Source organism: Salimicrobium album, assembly GCF_900107115.1.
Taxonomy (GTDB): Bacteria; Bacillota; Bacilli; order Bacillales; family Halobacillaceae; genus Salimicrobium; species Salimicrobium album.
Map to the genome: position 1 here is coordinate 102,735 of NZ_FNOS01000004.1, position 19,401 is coordinate 122,135.

Here is a 19,401-nt window from a genome sequence, read left to right on the forward strand (position 1 = left end):
TATAGCTTCCGGTGGGGCTGTTCAGTATTTCTTCCGGAATCGTCCGGATAATGATGCAATCTGAATCATACTTTTTGTGCACTTACCTTTTCGTAAATACGTGTCATTTCGTATGCAGACATAAATTTAGGAACCGGGTAAAGAGGATGTGCTTCCTGCAGTGATTTTTCAACCATTGCAGGGATATCCTCTTTTTTTATTTCCGGAAAAGTCTCTTCTATACTCATTTCTTCGTTCATCTTCCTGATTGATGTAATGAAAGCTTCGGCTTTTTCCCTGTCGTTCATCTGAGAAGTCGTTATGCCGGCACTGGCAGCAAGGTCTGCCAGGCTTTCGTATACGGTCTCTCCGTAATACTCAAGTACGTGAGGCAAAAGAGCGGCGTTCGCTGCTCCGTGCGGCGTGCCGTAAAAACCGCCAAGTGTGTGGGCGATGGAATGCGTGTAGCCGACGTAGGCTCTGGTAAAAGCAAGACCTGCGTAATAGGCGGCCTGCTGCATAGCGAAACGCGCCTCCCTGTTACCGGGATGATGATAGGAGGTGAGCAGATTTCCGAAAATAAGCCTGACCGCTTTACGGCCCAGGAGCCGGGTTTCCCTTGTGCCGCTTCCTCCGATGTAGGATTCCACCGCATGAGTGAGGGCGTCCATCCCGGTAGTCGCCGTTATCTGGGCAGGTAGGTTCAGAACGAGCTCCACATCGAGAACTGCTTTATCGGGAATGAGGGAAAGGTCGATCAAAGGATACTTCTCCCGGTGTGCCGGATTGGAAATAACGGTAGCCGCCGTCCCTTCACTCCCTGTACCTGTCGTGGTCGGTACAGCGATAAGCATAGGCGTCTTTCTTCTCACGCGGAACAGCCCTTTCATATCTTCGATTGTTTTGTCAGGACAGGCTACTTTCGCAGCTACCCCTTTGGCACAATCCATCGGGGAGCCGCCCCCGAAAGCGATGATCGCCTGACAGTGATGATAGCTGTATTCGTGCAGCGCATCTCTGATGTTATCAAGCGTCGGGTTCGGCAGGGTCCGGTCATAAACGATGTACTCAATGCCCTGCTCCCATATTTTCTGCAGGAAAGCATCCATGATTCCGGAAGTCTTTACTCCGCTATCCGTAACGATCAGCACTCTTTCAAATCCGTCTTTTGCGAGTTGTTCGGCAAGGGACAGAACGCTTCCTCCCCCCTGATAAAGTTCCGGACGCCGCCAGGGAAGAAGACGGCTGGATGCTTTCATCGTTTTCTGGAAAGTACGGTACGCTATTTTCTTCTGCGGGCTGATCATGATTCTTCTACTGCCAGGTTGCGGAGCTTCACTTTCTGGATCTTTCCGCTTGCCGTTTTCGGAAGTTCTTCCAGAAACGTGACCGCTGTCGGACATTTGAAGTGGGCAAGTTTTTCCCGGGAAAAAGCGATGATTTCTTCTTCGCTCAGTTCGGAGCCTTCCTTGCGTACAATTATCGCATGCGGCGTTTCTCCCCATTTTTCGTGAGGAAGAGCTATGACGGCCGCCTCCTGGATTTCGTCGTGGTCATAAAAGACACTTTCCACTTCAATAGAGGAGATGTTTTCACCGCCGCTGATGATGATATCTTTTTTCCTGTCAGTGATAGCGATTCTTCCGTATTCATCCACAGTACCCATATCTCCGGTGTAGAGCCACCCGTTCTACAGCGTGCGATTCGTCTCTTCTTCGTTCTTCCAGTAGCCTTTCATTACGCCGGGTCCTTTTACAATCACTTCTCCGACTTCTTTCCCGTCTTTCGCGACTTCTTCACCTTCCTCGTCCACTACCCGCACTTTTGTACCGATCACTTCAAGTCCGGCTTTCGCTTTCGCTGCATAATAATCATCACCTTCGTACTCTTCCTCCGTAGATATATAGGAAGCGGTACTGAGCGGGGAGGATTCCGTCATGCCGTAGACCTGATAAAACTCCCAGCCGATTTCTTCTTCGATTTCTTTCACGAAAGCCTTCGGCGGAGCGGAGCCTGCAATGACCAGACGCATATTATCAGGAGTCTCGGGCTTCGTTTCATGATATTTACTGATCAGGCCGTTAAGGACCGTAGGCGCCATATGCATAACGGTAGCGTTATGTTTGCGAGCCTTTTCCAGAATCTCTTCGGGTATGACTTTTTTCTGCATGATTTGCGTAGCACCATTGGCTGTGTAGTAAAAAGGGGACCCCCAGCCGTTGACGTGGAACATCGGAAGAATATGGATAAGTTTGTCCTGATCGCTCACTCTCAAATGATGCTGGATGGAGAGAGCGTGAAGGTAGTTGTTTCTATGTGTAAGCATTACGCCTTTCGGGTTCCCGGTCGTGCCGCTCGTATAAAGAAGCGTCGCCGTATCATTCTCTTTTACATCGGCACGGGGGAAATCGGAGTCGGGAAAAGAAGCGAGCCAATTTTCATACCCCGGCATCCCGTTTTTATCCTCTTCCTCGCCATGAACGATAATATGCTCTACGGTGTCAAGCTGTTCTACAATAGGTTCGATTAAAGGCACGAGTTCATAGTCCACGAACAGCACTTTACTGCCACTATGGTCAAGGATGAAGCGGTAGTCTTCCGGTTTCAGGCGGGTATTCAGGGAGACCATGATTCCTCCAGTCTGAAACACTCCGTAAAACCCTTCGTACATTTCAAGGGTGTTCGGAGCCAGATAAGCTACACGATCCCCCTTTTCCACGCCGAGACTCGAAAGTCCATGAGAGAGCTGCTGAACCCTTTTATATACCTCATTATATGTATGGGCATAACCATCCTGGTCGATGATAGCTTCTTTTGTACCGTAAACAGTTACGGCCCTGTCCAAAAAGTCAGTAAGCAATAATTCCATAATCTAAACCCCCTTTTATATAATTACGGGAATTATACCATAAATATGTAAGCGTTTTAAATATCTGTTATAAAACACGAATACACGTTTAATTTAAAAAAGAGAGGGAATACTCGATAAAACCGAAAAACGTGGAAGGAGGTCCCTATGTTAGAAGGAGCTGGAAAGTTCGTGCGACTGGCTGGAAATGTCATTCCTAACGTGAAGAAAGCTTTGAAAAAATCGGACGACCCGGAAGAAGCTGTCGAAGAAACGCGGGAAGCAGCGAAAGAAGGCGTCCAGGAGACTGCCAAAGAGCAGTTCAAAGCATCCATCCAGGAAAAAGCTTCCGATATGAAGGAATCTCTCGAGGAACAGGTGCAGGAAAATGCGGAATATGTGGACGAAAAGAGTGACGAAGCGGAAGAAAAAATGCAGGAAGGGCTGGAGAAAGCCGGTGAAAAAGTGAAAGAAGTAAAAGAATCCGGCGAACAGCTGCAGGAGAAGATCGGCGGCTCTTCCACCAAGAAAGTAAAACACGCCGATGATTTGAAAAGCGTCAATGAAATAAAAGGCGTCAACGATATAAAAACACCGAAAGATATAAAGGGAGTACCGTATATTCCGTCCTACAACGATTGAGCAAATAGAAGGAAAATCGACGTAGTGCCTATTGTTTATTTATTGAAATATTATGTAATGTCGTGTAGACAGCTGTTCTATTGGGAAAGGTAAGTATGAATCCAAATTTAAGGAGGAATGAAACATGGCAGTACAAAAGTCAACAGACAGTTCCAGCTTGGCCGAAGTTATCGACAGGATTTTGGATAAAGGTATCGTAATCGATGCTTACGCCCGTGTATCCGTAGTAGGTATAGAGCTTGTCACGGTAGAAGCACGTGTGGTTATAGCAAGTGTGGATACGTGGTTGAGATATGCAGAAGCAGTAGGTCTTCTGCGTGATGAAGTGGAAGATGAAGGTGTGGAAGGTGTAGAAGAGCGCCTCAGCAGTCGCGGATCTTCGAGAATTGCTTCATCAGGCGGATCGAACGAAAAGAGTGAATTCAACGTTTAACGTGAGGAGGGCTTTCTCGTTATGAAGGCGATTAAAATCGTTAGAGAATTTTTTGAAGATGAAATCGCCCCACCACACAAGATAGTCGCCATGGAGAAACAGCAGGAAGGCGGCTATCGCGGTCTGGTGGAAGTGGTTGAAGAAAGAGAATATATGAAGAAATATGCACATGATGAAATGATAGGTCTATATGAAGTGTTCGTCGAGGATGACGAAGTATCAAGTTTTCAGCGGGTAAGCCTTCGTTACCGTACAGACCTTGAAGAGCAGTCGTCATGAAGGAGGGAGCTTCAGTGACTACCCGTCGAAAAGAAGATTACCAGGAAAGTCTCATTAAACGCTCCCTCAGATATTTGAACACGGGTTTCCCCGTACACTTCACAGGACCACCGGGGGTCGGTAAAACGACCTCCGCTCTTCAATTGGCGAAAAAGCGGAACCGGCCGGTTATTTTTATGAGCGGTCACGAAGATCTTTCCACGAATGACCTGATAGGGTCTTTCAGCGGTTACAAACGTAACAAACTGGATGATAATTATATTCATACCGTTCGGAAAGTGGAAGAGAATGTGGAGGAATCCTGGAAAAAGGGTAGACTTTATGAAGCTGTCGAGCAGGGGCATACGGTCATTTACGATGAATTCACCAGAACGTCACCGGCCGTGAACAACCTTTTCCTACCGGTGCTGGAAGAGAGGATTCTTCCGTTATTCGGCACCAAACGGACGGCGTCCTATATTGATGTTCATCCGAAGTTTGCGATGATTTTTACGAGTAACCCTCTGGAATACTCAGGAGTCCATCCTTCCCAGGATGCACTGAGAGACAGGATGATTACGATGCGCTTTCAGCTTATGGAAGAAGAAAGAAAGCACCAGGTTCTGGCTTCCGAAACATCGCTTAAGGATAAGGACATCAGCATGATTCTTTCCATCGTATCCCGCGCGGAAGAGAAAAAGAATGAACAGGGCGGCAGTGTGCGCCTGCCACTCATGATAGCCAAAGTCGCCGATCGTTACCAGATGAAAGTGTCAGGGGACAACCCTAACTTCCGTGAAGTATGCTATGACATTTTATGGCATCATGAGGATGATATGAGCGACGAAGAGTTTGAAGAACTGTTCAGAAAATAGGGGGAATATGACGTGAAAGAGGAAAATGGCATTTACCTTTTTGGTATCATCCGGTCGGAAGAGAAGGAATCTTTCGGCCCGGTTACGTTTGATGAAGAAACGACAGAAACGTATACCGTGAATTTTAAAGAAGCTGCCGCCGTAGTAGCACCAGTATCGAAACGTATTTTCACACCGAACCGCAAAAATCTCACTGCCCACCAGGGTGTAATTTCAGGCATGATGAAAAAAGAGTTCGACGTCGTGCCGGTCAGTTTCGGTAATGTGTTCCGGTCCGAGGAAGATGTAAACGCACTTCTTGAGAATCTGCATCCGGAACTTGTGAAATTGTTCCCGGAAGTACACGGGAAAATAGAAGTGGGTCTGAAAGTTACCGCGAAGAAGGAGTGGCTGGAGGAATTGACTTCCGGAAATGAAACGCTGACTGCCCAGAAGAAACGGGTGGATGCAAAATCCAAGGAAGCCGGCTACTTTGACCGGATGAAGCTTGGTGAAATGGCTGCGAATCTCGTGAAAGAAAAGCGGGAGGAAGTGGAAAAGAATATCCATTCCACCCTTGAATCCCAGGCGGTATCGGCTAAATCGAATGAACCTTCCGGGGAAAAGATGCTGCTGAACGGTGCTTATCTGATCGAAAAAGAGAAAGAAGAAGCATTCGATGAAGCGGTGAATGAGCTTCATGAACAATGGAAGGATAAAGTGGATTTCCATTATACAGGACCATGGCCTGCGTATAACTTCATTAATATGAAATTAAAGGTGGAGAATTAAGCATGATTCATAAACTTGCTACTGCCCCGCTGAATCTCGTCGTGAAAGTCGGAGAGAAAGTGAAAGAGGAAGTGGACAAGGAACTGTACGATCTCGAAACCATTCAGCAGAAGCTTGTGCAGCTTCAAATGATGTACGAGCTTGGTGAAGTGGATGAGAAGGTATTCGAAGAGCAGGAAGCAGTTCTGCTTGAAAGATATGAACAGGCGAAACGTATGGAATTGGAAGAAATAGATGAAATGATGGACTCGTAGGGGGAAGACTTGTGGGAAAACTAGTATATTTGTATGGAATTATACCGGAAGGACACGACATCAATGAACTTTGGGATCCCGAGAAATCGGCTATAGAGGGGGAAGACCTCCCATACGTCGAAGATTTCGGGGGGTTAGCGGCTGTTGTTACGAAAGTGAGCGAAGATGAATTTGGAGAGACAGCGATGGAGGAGAACTCCAACAACACAGCCTGGATACAGGAAAAAGCTTTTCATCATCACGAAGCTCTTCTTGAACTTCAACGTCATACCACCGTCCTTCCGATGAAGTTCGGCACTATTTTTGAATCTGTAGAAAGTCTTAAACAGATGATTGAAGAAAAAGAAGAACACCTCCAACACACCCTCCAAACACTTGAAGGAAAAGAAGAGTGGAATGTGAAAGCTTATATTAACCCGAAAACGTTTTATGAGCGCGTGGCGGAAGCGAATGAAAACGTGAAAGCCAAGCGTGAGGAAATAGAACAGATGAGTAAAGGGCGCCAGTACCTTGAGACGAAGAAGCTCGATAAATTCATCGAAGAAGAAATGTTCAAGGACCAGGAGAAGAAAGCCGAAGAAATGTACGACAGATTAGCAGGATACAGTGAAGATTCGGAAAGGAAGAAGAACTGGAAGAAAGATGTAACGGGAAGGGAAGACGAAATGGCTCTGAATTCCGCCTTCCTGGTGGTTAGTGAGGATCTGGAAAGCTTTCTCGATCAAATCAGGGAAATGGAGAAAGAAAAAGAAGAAGACGGCTGGCTGATCGAAGCGACCGGACCGTGGCCGGCTTACCACTTTGCCACTATGGAAGAGTAAGGAGGAGAGCATATGGCGGTTAGTGATCCCTATGAAAATAAAGACATTGCGCTTATAGACATACTGGATACCGTTCTGTATAAAGGCGTCGCTATCCAGGGGGACCTGGTCATCTCTATCGCCGGGATCGATCTTGTCTATGTAGACTTAAAAATATTGATTGCTGCTGTAGAAACTCTTGCTGAAGCCAGAGAGAGAGAAATAGCTTCTATTAAATTTGATGAAGAGAGGGAGGCGTTAGAACGTGCCACAGAAGACTAACGTACCGGAGAGCGCTAAGGTACCGGAAAAAAGTGGGAAAATTGAACTGGATCCGGCCGGTGCCGAAGAAGGACTCGCGCAGCTTGTGCTTACGGTGATTGAACTTCTCAGGGATCTCGTAGAACGTCAGGCCATCCGAAGAGTGGAAGGCGGAAGACTCACAGAAGAGCAGGAAGAGGAATTAGGCATAGCCCTGATGAATCTGGAGACGAAAATGGACGAGCTGAAGGAAGTCTTCAATCTTACCGATGAAGATCTTAACCTCGACCTCGGACCGCTCGGCAAACTTATGTAAACACGTCTCATCTGATAATGAAGAAGGAGGAAATCGTATGCCTATAGAACAGTCAACCAGATCCGACAGTATCGTCGATGTGCTGGAACTCGTACTGGATAAAGGTGTGGTCATTGCCGGGGATATCAGGGTCAACATCGCTGACGTGGAGCTTCTTACCATAAAGATCCGTCTGATTGTCGCCTCCGTCGATAAGGCAAAAGAAATCGGAATGGACTGGTGGGAAAGCGACCCGTTCCTGAATTCGCAGGCAGCCAGAAAAGAAGTGGAAGATGAGAACAGGGAGCTGAAAGAAAGACTGGAAAAACTGGAGAACAGTATGGCCAGTGATCGTACACAGATAGGGGAGGATAACAAATGAGTAATGAAAATAAAAAAAGCTCCAGTAAAATGTTAAGAGCCATTGTCGGGGGCACGCTTGGTGCCCTCGTCGGATGGATTTTCAAACCGGACGTCAGTGACAAATCCGGGGAAGAGGAAGCCGATCAGAAAAAAGAGCAGTCGAAACAAAAAGGGTCAAAAGATAAGAAAGAACCCGCAAAAGAATCGAAAAAGAACGAAAAGCAGGATGACAGCAGCAAGGAAGAAAATGAGGATAAAGATGTCCGTAAGCGGGATAAGGTGAAAGAAAAGCTTAAAATCAGCAAAGATGACAGCGATGATGAAGATGAGTCGGAAGAGGAATCCGGGGAAGACTCTGACGGGAAAGAGACTCGTAAAAGAGACAAAATCAAAGACAAACTGACCCGGGACAAGAAGAATGACGAGAAAGAGGACGATGAGGAAGAAGAAGAAAGCAGCACCCGTAAGCGGGATAAACTGAAAAATACAATCAAAGGAAACAAACAAGAGAAGAAAGATGAGAATGAAGAGAAAGATCAGGAAGATAACAAAGGCGACGAAGAGAACAAAACTACCGAAAACGGTTCTGATGAATCGGAAGAGAAAAAGTCTGCTGGCAGTAAATCTTCCCAAAACCAGAAAGCTCAAGACGGCAAACAGAAGGGTACCGACAGTTCTGCGGAATCCGGCGATTCCGATGAATCTGGTGAAAGTGATTCAGGTCAGTCTGAGAAAAAGAAAACTTCGTCAAATAAGAAGAGCCAGAGCAGTAAGAAGAGCAGCAAAACCAAAAAAGATACTAAGAGCAGCAAAGACAGCGAAGACAACGGGGAAGATGATTCCTCTGTCGTCAAACGCGTAGAACCTTCTTCCAACAAGCAGAATACTGTGAAGAAAAGCTCGGGCAGTAAAAAGAAAACGGTGAATCAGGAGAATGCGGTACACCCTTCTTCTGAAGAAGAATCCTGAGAGGAGGACCAAAGAATGGATGATATTTTAGAAACATACGTTAAAACTGCAAATGAAGAAGATTTTACAGTCGATCTGACTCTTCAGGTAAAAGGATCGCTGGTGACAGGCACCCTTACGTCTGCTCACGATTATTTGAACGCCACTTCCCACCTGCTGGAAAACGGAGGGGAAGCGTCACAGAAGATCAGTGAGCAGTTCGAGAAAGCTGCAGAATCAACGAAAGAGCAGAAACACGATCACTATTCTTTCATCCATCTGAAGGATGCTAAAGTGTTCATCTCCGATACTCCGACTCCTGAAGAGGGCGGCGTTTACTGGAGAGGTACTCTTGAACAGGTGGACGGTTATTTTCTCGGTAAAATAGAAGTCGAAGAATAACAGTGAACTGCCTTTTAATTAAGGCAGTTTTGTTATGCTCTGTGTTAATATTAAAAGAAAAAGGAGGGATTTTATGAAGGCCGTTGCACTGGACATGGATGGGACGATTCTGAATGATGAACACATTATCACCGATGAACTCCTTTCCCTTATTTCATCTTTACAGGAAAAGGGGTACTATATTTTTCTTGCCACCGGCCGCACAATCAGTGATGTGCAGGAAGTTCTGGCTAAAAACATGAGACCTGATGGGATCGCCGCGGCCAACGGAATGGTGACCGTAGCCGGAGAAAAAATACTCGCGGATGAGACACTCGATGAAGAAATCGTCCGGAAGCTGATTGAAGAAAATCGTAAACATCGGTTGTATTATGAAATACATACAAAAGACGGCAGACGGGTCTCCTTTAAAGAAGATGAAATATCTCTCGTAGAAGAACTGGAGGGTCCAAAAGCCGAAACAGTCCGCGAGCACGAGTGGAATTCACGTCAGAAAGTATGGAAAGAACATCTCCAACTTGAAGAGGATCCCGATTTGAAGGAAGTAGTGAAAGTCTACTTTTTTACAAATGATCAGGAAAAACTGGAAAATTGGGAAGTCAGTCTGGGCGGAAACAAGGCCCCTTTCATTACTTCATCTTCCTCTGAACATAATGTGGAAGTGATGAAGGAAGGTATCAGTAAAGGTTCGGCACTTGAACTTCTGCTTGATTATTACAGCATCGACCCGGAAGAGCTGATTGCAATCGGGGACGGCGGGAACGACATTCCGATGCTTGAGCTGGCAGGGAGACCGGTAGTGATGAGTAACGCCCCCGAGGAGCTGAAAGATCAGTTCCCGGAAGTGACCGACTACCCGAACACCGAAAACGGAGTGTACAAATTTTTGAAAGAAGCGCTGGAAGAGAAAGAATAGTTTCCGGATTAATCGATTATAGGAGAGAGTCAAATGACTACAATTAATGATATAGCCAAGTTGGCAGGTGTTTCCCGGACGACCGTGTCCCGTTTTCTGAATAACAGCGGCTATGTCGGTCAGGAAGCCGGTGAAAGAATTGCACAGGTCATTAATGAAACCGGGTATATGCCGAGTCAATCCGCCCAAACGCTCCGCACGAAAAAGACAGGAGTCATCGGTATTATCCTGCCGAAAATTAGTACGGAGACCTCAAGCCGTGTCGTATCGGGTATCAATAGAGTGATGAAGCGGGAAGGTATGCAGATTCTGCTCACGGATACGGAACTGGACCCGGATAAAGAAATTGAATATCTGCGCCTGCTCAAAAGCAGGCAGGCGGATGGGATTATCCTGCTGGCTACTAACATCGGGGAGCGACTTCAGCAGGAAATAGAAGCCTTCCCCATCCCCGTCGTGGCCCTCGGCCAAAATATCCCGGGGGTACCGTCGCTCACGTATGCGGATTATGATGCTTCCTCAGACATTATGCAGCTCCTTATCGGGAAAGGGCACAGGAAAATCGGCTTTATCGGTGTCTCCGAAACGGACCCTGCTGTCGGAAAGCTGAGGCAGGGTGCCTATACGGATGCCATGAAGAGACATAACCTGGAAGTGAAGGAAAGCTGGATGGCGGAAGGGGATTTCAGCATAGATTCAGGCTACGAGGCCATGAAACGGATTATTACCGGCAACCGTTCCGCTCTCCCGGACGCTGTCTTCTGCGTCACGGATCGGATGGCGACAGGAGCAATGGAATATTTGAAAGAGCAGGGTTTCTCTATCCCTGGTGACGTAGCCGTAGCGGGGATTGGTGATGCCGTTATGGCCAGGTACATCACTCCTTCCTTAACTACAGTGAATTATTACAACGAAGAAGCCGGGGAAGCAGTCGGGGAGATGCTGCTTGAGACGATGGCCGGAATTAAGCACAGCAAAAAAATGATGCACAAGTATAGACTTATAAAAAGAGATAGTGTATAGTGAAAAATATCAACGATGTGTAATCGATTACACATCTTCTTTTTTAACAAAGTGTGAAAGCGCTGTTTTTATTTATATGTGGAATCGTTCACACAATTTGAGGAGGGGTTACAATTGTCCAGTAATGAGGAGATTGCAAAACAGGTCATTGAAGCGGTTGGAGGAGAAGAGAACATCCAGTCGATCGCCCACTGTGCCACGCGTCTGCGGATTATGGTGCATGATCGTGAGAAAGTCGACGTTGACGGTGTGGAAGATATAGATAAAGTGAAGGGTGCTTTTTACAACTCGGGACAATACCAGATCATATTCGGCACGGGTACAGTGAACAGAATCTACGAAGAAGTGACGAATCAGGGAGTAACCGGAACGACCAAGTCCGAGATGAAAGAAGAAAGCAAACAGCAAGGGAATCGATTCCAGAGAGCGATTCGTACTTTCGGTGACGTTTTCGTACCGATCATTCCCGTTCTGGTTGCTACAGGACTCTTCATGGGAGTCCGGGGTCTGGTAACACAGGAGCAGATACTCACTCTTTTCGGTATGGCCCCGGAAGATATCTCGGAAAACTTTATTTTGTTCACTCAGGTACTGACGGATACTGCTTTCGTATTTCTGCCTGCACTTGTCGCATGGTCGACGTTCCGGGTATTCGGAGGGACGCCGGTGCTCGGGCTGGTGCTCGGACTGATGCTCGTCTCCCCGTCGCTTCCGAACGCGTGGGAAGTGGCCGGCGGTACGGCTGAACCTCTGCAGTTTTTAGGCTTTATTCCCGTAATCGGGTATCAGGGTTCTGTCCTGCCCGCTTTTTTCGCAGGGATTGTGGGTGCGAAAGTGGAGAAGTTTTTCCGGAAACGCGTCCCGGAAGCGCTCGATTTAATCGTAACTCCTTTTCTGGTACTGCTCATTATGATTACGCTGTCCCTGTTTGCCCTGGGTCCAATCCTTCATATAGTAGAAGGCTGGATTTTTGACGGGACGAGAACACTGCTTGAACTGCCGTTCGGTCTGAGCGGACTGATCATCGGTTTCTTTAACCAGATCATAGTCATAACCGGGGTGCATCACATATTCAACTTCCTTGAAATACAGCTGCTTGAAAATCTCGGATACAACCCGTTCAACCCTATCGTAACAGCTGCTATCGCCGCACAGGGTGGCGCAGCGCTTGCTGTTGGTATGAAAACGAAGAAAGCTAAGATGAAAGCTCTTGCTTACCCGTCCACCCTTTCCGCTTTTCTCGGAATTACCGAACCGGCGATTTTCGGTGTAAACCTCCGCTACGGTAAGCCGTTCATTATGGGATTGATTGGAGGAGGTGCCGGCGGATTCCTGGCTTCGATTCTCGGCCTTAAAGCCACCGGAATGGCAATCACCGTTATACCCGGGGCGCTGCTGTATCTGAACGAACAGATTATCTGGTACATCGTAGTGAACCTGGTCGGTATCATCGTAGCCTTCGTCCTCACTTATTTGTTCGGTTTCGATGAGAAAATGGAAGAGAATATGTAAGAGGAAAGCCGGGTACCTCCGGCTTTCTTTCTTGTGATAAGATTTTAAGGAACGGGGGAGAATTCATGACGGAGACTGTAATGAAAAATGAAGCAACTGAAGAGATAGCCAGGTGGGGCAATACGGTGAAGCAGGCCCCTTACTACCCTGCCTACCATATAGCGCCACCGGTCGGTCTGCTTAACGATCCGAATGGCTTCATCCACTGGAACGGGACGTATCATCTATTCTATCAGTGGATGCCTTTTCATACCGGGCACGGGGCCAAGTTCTGGGCGCATCTTACTTCCGGAAACCTGGTGGACTGGGAATTTCACGGCCCTGCGCTTGCACCGGACCGGTGGTATGACAGATCCGGATGCTATTCGGGGAGTGCTGTCGAAAAAGACGGGGAGCTCATCCTGTTTTATACGGGCAATGTCAAAAACGGGGAGGGCGAACGGGAGAGTTATCAGTGTAAAGTCCGTTCTCCGGACGGCGTCACGTTCGAAAAGCTTGGGGTAAGTATTGAACTTCCGAAAGGTTTCACCCCTCACTTCCGCGATCCGAAAGTATGGAAAACAGGCCACAGCTGGTATATGGTAATAGGAGCTCAGACCGAGGATAAGGAAGGGTGTGTCGTCCTCTACGACTCCCCGGATCTTGAGTCGTGGCAGTACAAAGGGATACTCGCATCCGGACTCGGGTATATGTGGGAATGCCCGGACTTTTTCCGGCTCGAAGGAGATGTGCTGTTATTTTCTCCGCAGGGGCTGGAGGAGCAGGGTATGGACTACAGAAACATGTATCAGTCCGGCTACATCATCGGGGATTTTGAAGACGGGTTCCGCACGGAGGACTTCCGGGAGCTGGACCACGGCTTCGAGTTCTATGCTCCGCAGACGATGGAGGATGATGCCGGACGCAGAATAATAATCGGCTGGATGGGCATGCCGGATGGCGGAGAGGAATACTTCCCTACCCACGACTATCACTGGATTCACCAGATGACGCTGCCCCGGGAACTTTCGCAGAAGGGAGATACGATCGTCCAGAAACCTCTCGTGGAAATGGAAGAACTGCGCATGCGGAAAGTAGTTGAGGAGTCACAGGAAAAATGGGAAGGGAAGATTCCTGCGAGCAGCGAGATTCTGCTTCAGGATATAGACGGAGACGTGGACATAGAACTGTTCCGTTATATATCTCTTCGTTGCAGCAAAGGAAAAGCGATATTGACGAGACCTGCGATGGACGGTTCGGGGGAAGAGTGGAGAGCGACAGTGCTCGACTCCCCTCTTACGGAAATCCGGTTATTCGTCGATCACTCTTCAATTGAAATTTTTATAAACGGAGGAGAGACTGTATTCTCCTCGAGGATATTCCCGGAAAAAGAAGAAACTTCCGGTATAATAAATGGGGATCTTTCCCTTACTGTATGGGAACTTCGCAGACAGACAGGAGGTAAAACTGTATGAATCTCGGAGCAATTGAAGCCGGAGGAACAAAATTCGTACTGGCAGTAGGTAACGAAGAGGGAGAGATTCTGGAAAAAAAGGTAATTCCTACAGAACATCCTTCCATCACTATGCCCGCAGTCATCGATTTTTTCAGAGGGAAAGATATTGAAAGGCTCGGAGTCGGGAGTTTCGGACCTATTGATGTGAACGCGGACAGTGCCTTCTACGGCCAGTTGCAGAAAACGCCGAAGACGGAGTGGGTGGATTATCCGCTCGGCAAAGAGCTGCAGAACCACCTCCTCATTCCGGTCATCATTGATACGGACGTAAATGTGGCAGCGATGTCGGAAGCTAAGTGGGGGGCCGCTAAAGACGTGGACTCCTGTCTCTACATTACGGTAGGTACAGGAATCGGAGCCGGAGCCTATATAAAGGGTGAGACGCTGAGAGGATTATCTCACCCGGAAATGGGACACATACCCGTGCGCCGTCATTCGGATGATGATTATGCAGGAGGCTGTCCGTATCACGGAGACTGCCTGGAAGGTATGGCTGCAGGACCTCATATCGAAAAAAGGTGGGGCCGCCCCGCAGAAGAGCTGGTGGACCGGAAAGAGGTATGGGAGATGGAAGCTTATTATCTCGCCCAGGCTCTCGTCAACTATATATACATCGTCTCTCCTGAGAGAATCATTTTGGGCGGGGGAGTCATGAAACAGAAACAGCTGTTTCCGATGATCCGAACGATGGTACTGGAACTTTTGAACGGGTACGTAAGCTCCCCGTACCTGAGCGAAGATACTATCGACAAATACATCGTATCCCCCGGTCTGACTGATGAAGCGGGAGTAAAAGGGGCACTTTATCTGGCCATGGGAAGCCGGGTGTGAGAAAATTTCAGTGAAGGTCCTGTCACCGATTGTTCAGGAGGGATGTTTCGATGAAGATAGAGGTCGTTAAAGGAGACATAGCGGACCAGTCCGACATGGAAGCAGTAGTGAACGCGGCGAATAAAGAACTGCGGTCAGGGGGCGGCGTCGCGGGAGCTCTTCACAAAAAAGCGGGACCCGGGCTTCAAAAGGCCGGAGAGCGGTATGCACCCCTCCTGCAGCCGGGAGAAGCCGTCGTCACGGAAGGATTCGGCCTTCCGAACGATTTCGTGATCCATACGCTCGGTCCGGTATACGGAACGGATGAGCCGGCGGAGGAGCTTCTTGGAAGCTGTTACGGAGAATCACTGGAGAGGGCACGGGAACATAATATAACCAGTGTCGCTTTTCCGCTGATTTCGACCGGTGCTTTTGGCTACCCTCTGGAAGCTGGTATCGATACGGCACTCGAAGTCGTCGAATCCTACTTCCCGCGTCCGGGCAGCCTGCAGATCGTCCGGTTCGTTCTTTTCTCCGATGAACAGTATGAAACATTCAAACGGAAATACGAAAGCCGCTCATAGATACTGACTCCCGGAAGTTAGAATAAAAAATCTAACTTCCGGGGTGCATTGCCATAGATGAGGGGCTTTTTGTATACCATTTTTCTCCACGATAATTCACTTCTCATTTATCAGAAAATGTTGCATAATGAGTAGTGTTATAACAAAAATCGGGGAGGGGTACTGGTGGAAAAGCACGACGAAAGATTCAAGGTGGCTAACCGGGAGGCTCTGATCGGCGTAGGTCTGGCACTCATCAATTTTCTATGGTGGTTCGGTTTTGCGTATGGCCTCGGCAGTAAGCCTCCGGAGGAATACAGTTACATATTCGGTCTTCCCGCCTGGTTTTTCATGAGCTGTGTAGGCGGTTTTATCCTTATGTCGGTGCTGGTCATCTTTGTAGTGAACGTATATTTCACGGACGTACCTCTTGAAGCGAAGGATGAGGATACAGAATGAACTGGGCGGTAATCATACCATTACTTCTATTTATTATACTTATTTTTATTATCGGATTCTGGGCGAACCGGTCCATCCGTCTCTCTAAAAAGGATTTCATGCAGGAGTATTTTTTAGGAGGACGGGAACTGGGCGGTTTTATCCTTGCCATGACAATGATGGCTACATACGGAAGTGCGAGCAGTTTCATAGGTGGCCCGGGGGTAGCTTACACCGAGGGCCTCGCCTGGGTACTGCTTGCGATGACTCAGGTCGTGACCGGGTACTTCGTACTTATGGTACTCGGGAAGAAGTTTGCGATTAAGGCGAGGGAGTATAAAGCCGTAACTCTCACCGATTATTTACGGACGCGGTATCAGAGCCACGTGGTAGCCCTGCTCGCCGCAGTCAGTATCATTATTTTTCTATTCTCTGCAATGGCAGCCCAGTGGGTAGGCGGAGCAAGACTCATCGAGACGGTGACGGGTATCCCTTACACATCGGCCCTGTTTATTTTTGCTGCCTCCGTCCTTATTTATGTCATTATCGGAGGCTTCCGCGCTGTCGCTCTGACAGACGCTGTGCAGGGGAGTGTGATGTTTGTCGGTACGCTCATCCTGCTGATAGCCACCGTGATTGCAGGAGGAGGCGTCGAGGAAATTATGCAGGGACTGACCCGGGAAAACCCGAACCTGATTACACCGTTCGGGGCAGACCTCACTCTTACACCAGCCTATGTATCCTCTTTCTGGATTCTGGTAGGGGTGGCGGTCGTCGGGCTTCCTCAGGTGACGCTCCGGGCCATGTCCTACAAAACCTCCAAAGCGATGCACAGAGCTATCATCATCGGTACCGTCGTGGTCGGTTTCGTGATGCTCAATATGCACCTGATCGGTGTATTCGCGCGTCCCATCCTTCCGGGTATCGAAGTAGGGGATAAAGTTATGCCTCTTATCGCTCTTGAAGTGCTGCCGGGCTGGGTGGCTGGCCTCGTCCTCGCCGCTCCGATGGCCGCTATTATGTCCACCGTCGATTCCCTGCTGCTTCTTGTAAGTTCCGCATTCGTTAAAGATATATATGTAACGTATCTGAAACCGGATGCGAGCGAGCGCCGGGTGAAAGGGATGAGTTTCGGGGTGACGGGAGTGCTCGGCATATTCGTGTTTCTCATGGCCCTTCAGCCGCCGGATCTTCTCATCTGGCTGAACCTGTTCGCTTTCGGGGGGCTTGAAGCCACTTTCATCTGGCCGGTGGTACTTGGTCTGTACTGGCAGAAAGGGAACAAGTACGGCGCAATCTCTTCGATGCTGACAGGGATTCTGTCCTATGTAATTGTCGATCAGTTCTTCAACCAGCCGCTCGGAGTCCATAGTGTCGTTCTTCCTGTACTGTTTTCTTTCATAGTATACGTACTGGTCAGTGCCGGTACGACACAGAACTACACCGCCCCTGTGACAAATCCGACGAGATAATCATCCTCCGGCATTTATGCCGGGGGAATTTTTTTGAAAAACGTTTGAATCGGGCAATCCCGTACGTATAAACAATCGATAAATGAAATATACCTCCCCTGTTTTTGAAATTTGTACACGTGATACACCGGGACCTCGCTGTTATGGTCTTTTGCCACACATTACAGGAAGAAGTAGGATACATAGTGAGAGGAGGGGGGAAGCACTTGCATATCGAGCAGGAGCAGTGGTATACACTTACAAGATCATGTCATCACTGTAATACGGAAGAACTCGAAGATTATATGTTTTTTGTAAAGGACGGGGTCCGTGACGGCACTATCCTTTGTCAGGACTGCTATTATTTTTATCTGGAAATAAGCGGAAAGAACGAATAATCCGGTGTCAGGAGAAAGCGCATATGGATACTGAGGAGTAAAAGGTATGAGGGAAAGGAAAAGGCGAGCGTCTTGGGGGAGACGCTCGCCTTTTATTTATGAATAAAATCAGTCACAACCGTCTTCACTGCAGGTGCTGCCCTGCTTTGAATTGAGGCTGGTAAAGGCGGGAGTGCCGCGTTCTTCCTCCCACACCTGTTTCAGTGCATCTTCGAACGTTTCTTTCGGCTGAGCTCCGGATACCGCATATTTACGATTGATGACGAAGAAAGGAACGCCCTGGACACCAAGCTGATAGGCTTCACGTTCTTCCTCACGGACACTTTCTTCATAGTCATCCCCGTTCAGAATCTGTTCCACTTCTCCGGCAGGAAGTCCTGCCTCCACGGCCAGGTTGTACACGGTCTCGGAATCCCCGATATTTTTCCCTTCTGTAAGAGCGGCACTCAGAAAACGTTCGGTTACTGCATGACTTTTTCCCTGCTCTTCAGCGAATTTGGCTATACGATGAGCTTCGAACGTATTAGCAGGAATCATCTGATCGAACCGGAAATCGAGACCGACTGCTTTCGCCTGCTCTTCCATGGAAGAAGTCATTTCTTTCGTCTGTTCAAGCGACTGATTATATTTTTTTGCCAGTTTTTCGTGCATCACCGGTGTCGTCTCCGTTTTCGCATCCGGGTCCAGCTCAAAACTTTTGTATTGTATATCCACTTCGGCATCATCCGGAAGCGATTCTAAAGCCTCTTCCAGGCGACGCTTTCCGATGTAACAGAAAGGACACACGAAATCGGACCATATTTCTATTTTCATATTATCCACCTCAATTAATTGCATGATATCTTTCATTTTAAGATGCCGGATTAAAAAAATCCATTAATCTGATTACACGGAAGGGAAGTCCGTTTCGATTGTAAGGACAAAAGGGGGAATGATGTATGATAGTCAGTAAAAATGAGCTGGTAAGACGGAGTGTGAGGAACATGGGCAATGTCGATCATCGGATTGCCGTCTTTGGAAAGAAAATCATAGCCGCTGCGTACGATGAGGGTATTTGTGCTCAAATAACAGAAGGCCACCGTTCGTACCGGAGACAGGCGGAATTGTATGGTCAGGGACGTTCCTGGTATAGGTGGGACGGGCGGAATTACGGGAGCCGGGGAAGTATCGTCACACACGCAAGGCCCGGGCAGAGCATCCATAATTACGGACTTGCTATCGATTTCTGTCTGGTAGACAAAAGCGGACAACAGGCAATTTGGAGGGTGGATGAAAGCTGGAGGAGAGTGGCATCTATATCAAAAGACCTGGGCTTTACGTGGGGTGGAAATTGGAGAACCTTCAAGGACTATCCTCACCTGGAATGGACGCACGGGATGACGTGGAAGGATCTGGCTTCAGGACGGGGGCCTTTCGATTACCCGGGATTTCTGATCCGGAGGGGAAGCCGGGGCCGGAGAGTAAAACAGGTTCAGCTAGAACTCGGAACTGCGGCAGACGGCATTTTCGGACCTCTTACGGAGAAAGCGGCAGTTACATTTCAACAGAAAAACAACATTCAGGTTGATGGTATTATCGGACCACAAACATGGAATAAATTTTACAATTGATCAGTTCATTCAGTTGTACGATTACAAATAATCAGTTTACAATTATTTATCAAAAA

Annotated in this window: 24 protein-coding genes and 1 pseudogene; 22 read left to right on the forward strand and 3 right to left on the reverse strand. The window is 48.0% G+C overall.

Going from position 1 to position 19,401, the window contains the following annotated elements; translation table 11 throughout:
- Window positions 1–65: 65 nt before the first annotated feature.
- Entirely contained in the window at window positions 66–1,286 is a 1,221-nt protein-coding gene (locus BLU03_RS08455) for an iron-containing alcohol dehydrogenase (RefSeq protein ID WP_093107177.1), read from the reverse strand.
- A pseudogene (locus BLU03_RS08460) lies at window positions 1,283–2,848 on the reverse strand (long-chain-fatty-acid--CoA ligase). Before BLU03_RS08460 ends, BLU03_RS08455 begins: the two are co-directional and overlap by 4 nt.
- A 147-nt stretch (window positions 2,849–2,995) precedes the next feature.
- Between BLU03_RS08460 and gvpQ the strand changes: the two are divergent.
- From gvpQ to BLU03_RS13680, 21 genes are all read left to right on the forward strand, one after another.
- Complete coding sequence (gvpQ, locus tag BLU03_RS08465) at window positions 2,996–3,469, forward strand: gas vesicle protein GvpQ (protein ID WP_093107179.1); 474 nt, start codon at window positions 2,996–2,998, stop codon at window positions 3,467–3,469.
- Between the two features lie 124 nt (window positions 3,470–3,593).
- Window positions 3,594–3,902: a gas vesicle structural protein GvpA gene (gene gvpA / locus BLU03_RS08470; protein ID WP_076570741.1), complete on the forward strand. Its 309-nt coding sequence runs from the start codon at window positions 3,594–3,596 to the stop codon at window positions 3,900–3,902.
- Window positions 3,903–3,923: 21 nt separating this feature from the next.
- Window positions 3,924–4,181 (forward strand): gas vesicle protein GvpR, encoded by a 258-nt coding sequence (locus tag BLU03_RS08475; RefSeq protein ID WP_008586912.1) that lies wholly within the window; start codon window positions 3,924–3,926, stop codon window positions 4,179–4,181.
- Window positions 4,182–4,195: 14 nt separating this feature from the next.
- Complete coding sequence (gene gvpN / locus BLU03_RS08480; protein ID WP_076570743.1) at window positions 4,196–5,035, forward strand: gas vesicle protein GvpN; 840 nt, start codon at window positions 4,196–4,198, stop codon at window positions 5,033–5,035.
- 12 nt (window positions 5,036–5,047) lie between these two features.
- The gene (locus BLU03_RS08485) at window positions 5,048–5,806 is read left to right on the forward strand and encodes a GvpL/GvpF family gas vesicle protein (protein WP_093107181.1); all 759 of its coding nucleotides are present in this window, start codon (window positions 5,048–5,050) and stop codon (window positions 5,804–5,806) included.
- 2 nt (window positions 5,807–5,808) lie between these two features.
- Complete coding sequence (locus BLU03_RS08490) at window positions 5,809–6,060, forward strand: gas vesicle protein GvpG (RefSeq protein WP_076570747.1); 252 nt, start codon at window positions 5,809–5,811, stop codon at window positions 6,058–6,060.
- An 11-nt stretch (window positions 6,061–6,071) separates the two neighbouring features.
- Entirely contained in the window at window positions 6,072–6,881 is an 810-nt protein-coding gene (locus BLU03_RS08495) for a GvpL/GvpF family gas vesicle protein (RefSeq protein WP_093107184.1), read from the forward strand.
- Window positions 6,882–6,893: 12 nt separating this feature from the next.
- Entirely contained in the window at window positions 6,894–7,142 is a 249-nt protein-coding gene (locus BLU03_RS08500; RefSeq protein WP_008586924.1) for a gas vesicle protein, read from the forward strand.
- Window positions 7,126–7,437, forward strand: a complete 312-nt coding sequence (locus BLU03_RS08505) for a gas vesicle protein K (protein ID WP_008586926.1) — start codon at window positions 7,126–7,128, stop codon at window positions 7,435–7,437. The genes BLU03_RS08500 and BLU03_RS08505 overlap by 17 nt, the downstream gene beginning before the upstream one ends.
- A 37-nt stretch (window positions 7,438–7,474) precedes the next feature.
- Complete coding sequence (locus BLU03_RS08510; RefSeq protein WP_008586928.1) at window positions 7,475–7,798, forward strand: gas vesicle protein; 324 nt, start codon at window positions 7,475–7,477, stop codon at window positions 7,796–7,798.
- Window positions 7,795–8,748, forward strand: coding sequence for a hypothetical protein (locus BLU03_RS08515; protein ID WP_093107186.1), 954 nt, complete (start codon window positions 7,795–7,797; stop codon window positions 8,746–8,748). Before BLU03_RS08510 ends, BLU03_RS08515 begins: the two co-directional genes overlap by 4 nt.
- 15 nt (window positions 8,749–8,763) lie before the next feature.
- A complete protein-coding gene (gene gvpU, locus BLU03_RS08520) occupies window positions 8,764–9,129 on the forward strand; it encodes a gas vesicle accessory protein GvpU (protein WP_093107188.1) in 366 nt (121 codons plus the stop codon).
- A 73-nt stretch (window positions 9,130–9,202) separates the two neighbouring features.
- The gene (locus BLU03_RS08525) at window positions 9,203–10,045 is read left to right on the forward strand and encodes a Cof-type HAD-IIB family hydrolase (protein ID WP_176765446.1); all 843 of its coding nucleotides are present in this window, start codon (window positions 9,203–9,205) and stop codon (window positions 10,043–10,045) included.
- A gap of 33 nt (window positions 10,046–10,078) precedes the next feature.
- Window positions 10,079–11,068 (forward strand): LacI family DNA-binding transcriptional regulator, encoded by a 990-nt coding sequence (locus tag BLU03_RS08530; RefSeq protein ID WP_093107192.1) that lies wholly within the window; start codon window positions 10,079–10,081, stop codon window positions 11,066–11,068.
- Between the two features lie 114 nt (window positions 11,069–11,182).
- Window positions 11,183–12,580 carry a sucrose-specific PTS transporter subunit IIBC gene (locus tag BLU03_RS08535; RefSeq protein ID WP_093107194.1) on the forward strand — a complete coding sequence of 466 codons (1,398 nt, stop codon included), beginning with the start codon at window positions 11,183–11,185 and terminating at the stop codon, window positions 12,578–12,580.
- A gap of 65 nt (window positions 12,581–12,645) precedes the next feature.
- The gene (locus tag BLU03_RS08540) at window positions 12,646–14,034 is read left to right on the forward strand and encodes a glycoside hydrolase family 32 protein (protein WP_093107196.1); all 1,389 of its coding nucleotides are present in this window, start codon (window positions 12,646–12,648) and stop codon (window positions 14,032–14,034) included.
- Window positions 14,031–14,906 carry an ROK family protein gene (locus tag BLU03_RS08545; protein ID WP_093107198.1) on the forward strand — a complete coding sequence of 292 codons (876 nt, stop codon included), beginning with the start codon at window positions 14,031–14,033 and terminating at the stop codon, window positions 14,904–14,906. The genes BLU03_RS08540 and BLU03_RS08545 overlap by 4 nt, the downstream gene beginning before the upstream one ends.
- A 50-nt stretch (window positions 14,907–14,956) precedes the next feature.
- Complete coding sequence (locus BLU03_RS08550; protein WP_093107200.1) at window positions 14,957–15,469, forward strand: macro domain-containing protein; 513 nt, start codon at window positions 14,957–14,959, stop codon at window positions 15,467–15,469.
- Between the two features lie 165 nt (window positions 15,470–15,634).
- Entirely contained in the window at window positions 15,635–15,907 is a 273-nt protein-coding gene (locus tag BLU03_RS08555) for a YhdT family protein (protein WP_076570778.1), read from the forward strand.
- Window positions 15,904–17,358: a sodium/pantothenate symporter gene (panF, locus tag BLU03_RS08560; RefSeq protein ID WP_093107202.1), complete on the forward strand. Its 1,455-nt coding sequence runs from the start codon at window positions 15,904–15,906 to the stop codon at window positions 17,356–17,358. Before BLU03_RS08555 ends, panF begins: the two co-directional genes overlap by 4 nt.
- Window positions 17,359–17,564: 206 nt before the next feature.
- A complete protein-coding gene (locus tag BLU03_RS13680) occupies window positions 17,565–17,735 on the forward strand; it encodes a hypothetical protein (RefSeq protein WP_156330832.1) in 171 nt (56 codons plus the stop codon).
- A gap of 108 nt (window positions 17,736–17,843) precedes the next feature.
- Here the strand turns inward: BLU03_RS13680 and BLU03_RS08565 are convergent, their stop codons facing one another.
- Window positions 17,844–18,548, reverse strand: coding sequence for a DsbA family oxidoreductase (locus tag BLU03_RS08565; protein ID WP_008586953.1), 705 nt, complete (start codon window positions 18,546–18,548; stop codon window positions 17,844–17,846).
- Window positions 18,549–18,673: 125 nt separating this feature from the next.
- Here BLU03_RS08565 and BLU03_RS08570 point away from each other — a divergent pair, with 125 nt between their 5' ends.
- A complete protein-coding gene (locus BLU03_RS08570; RefSeq protein WP_008586955.1) occupies window positions 18,674–19,345 on the forward strand; it encodes a M15 family metallopeptidase in 672 nt (223 codons plus the stop codon).
- Window positions 19,346–19,401: the final 56 nt, after the last annotated feature.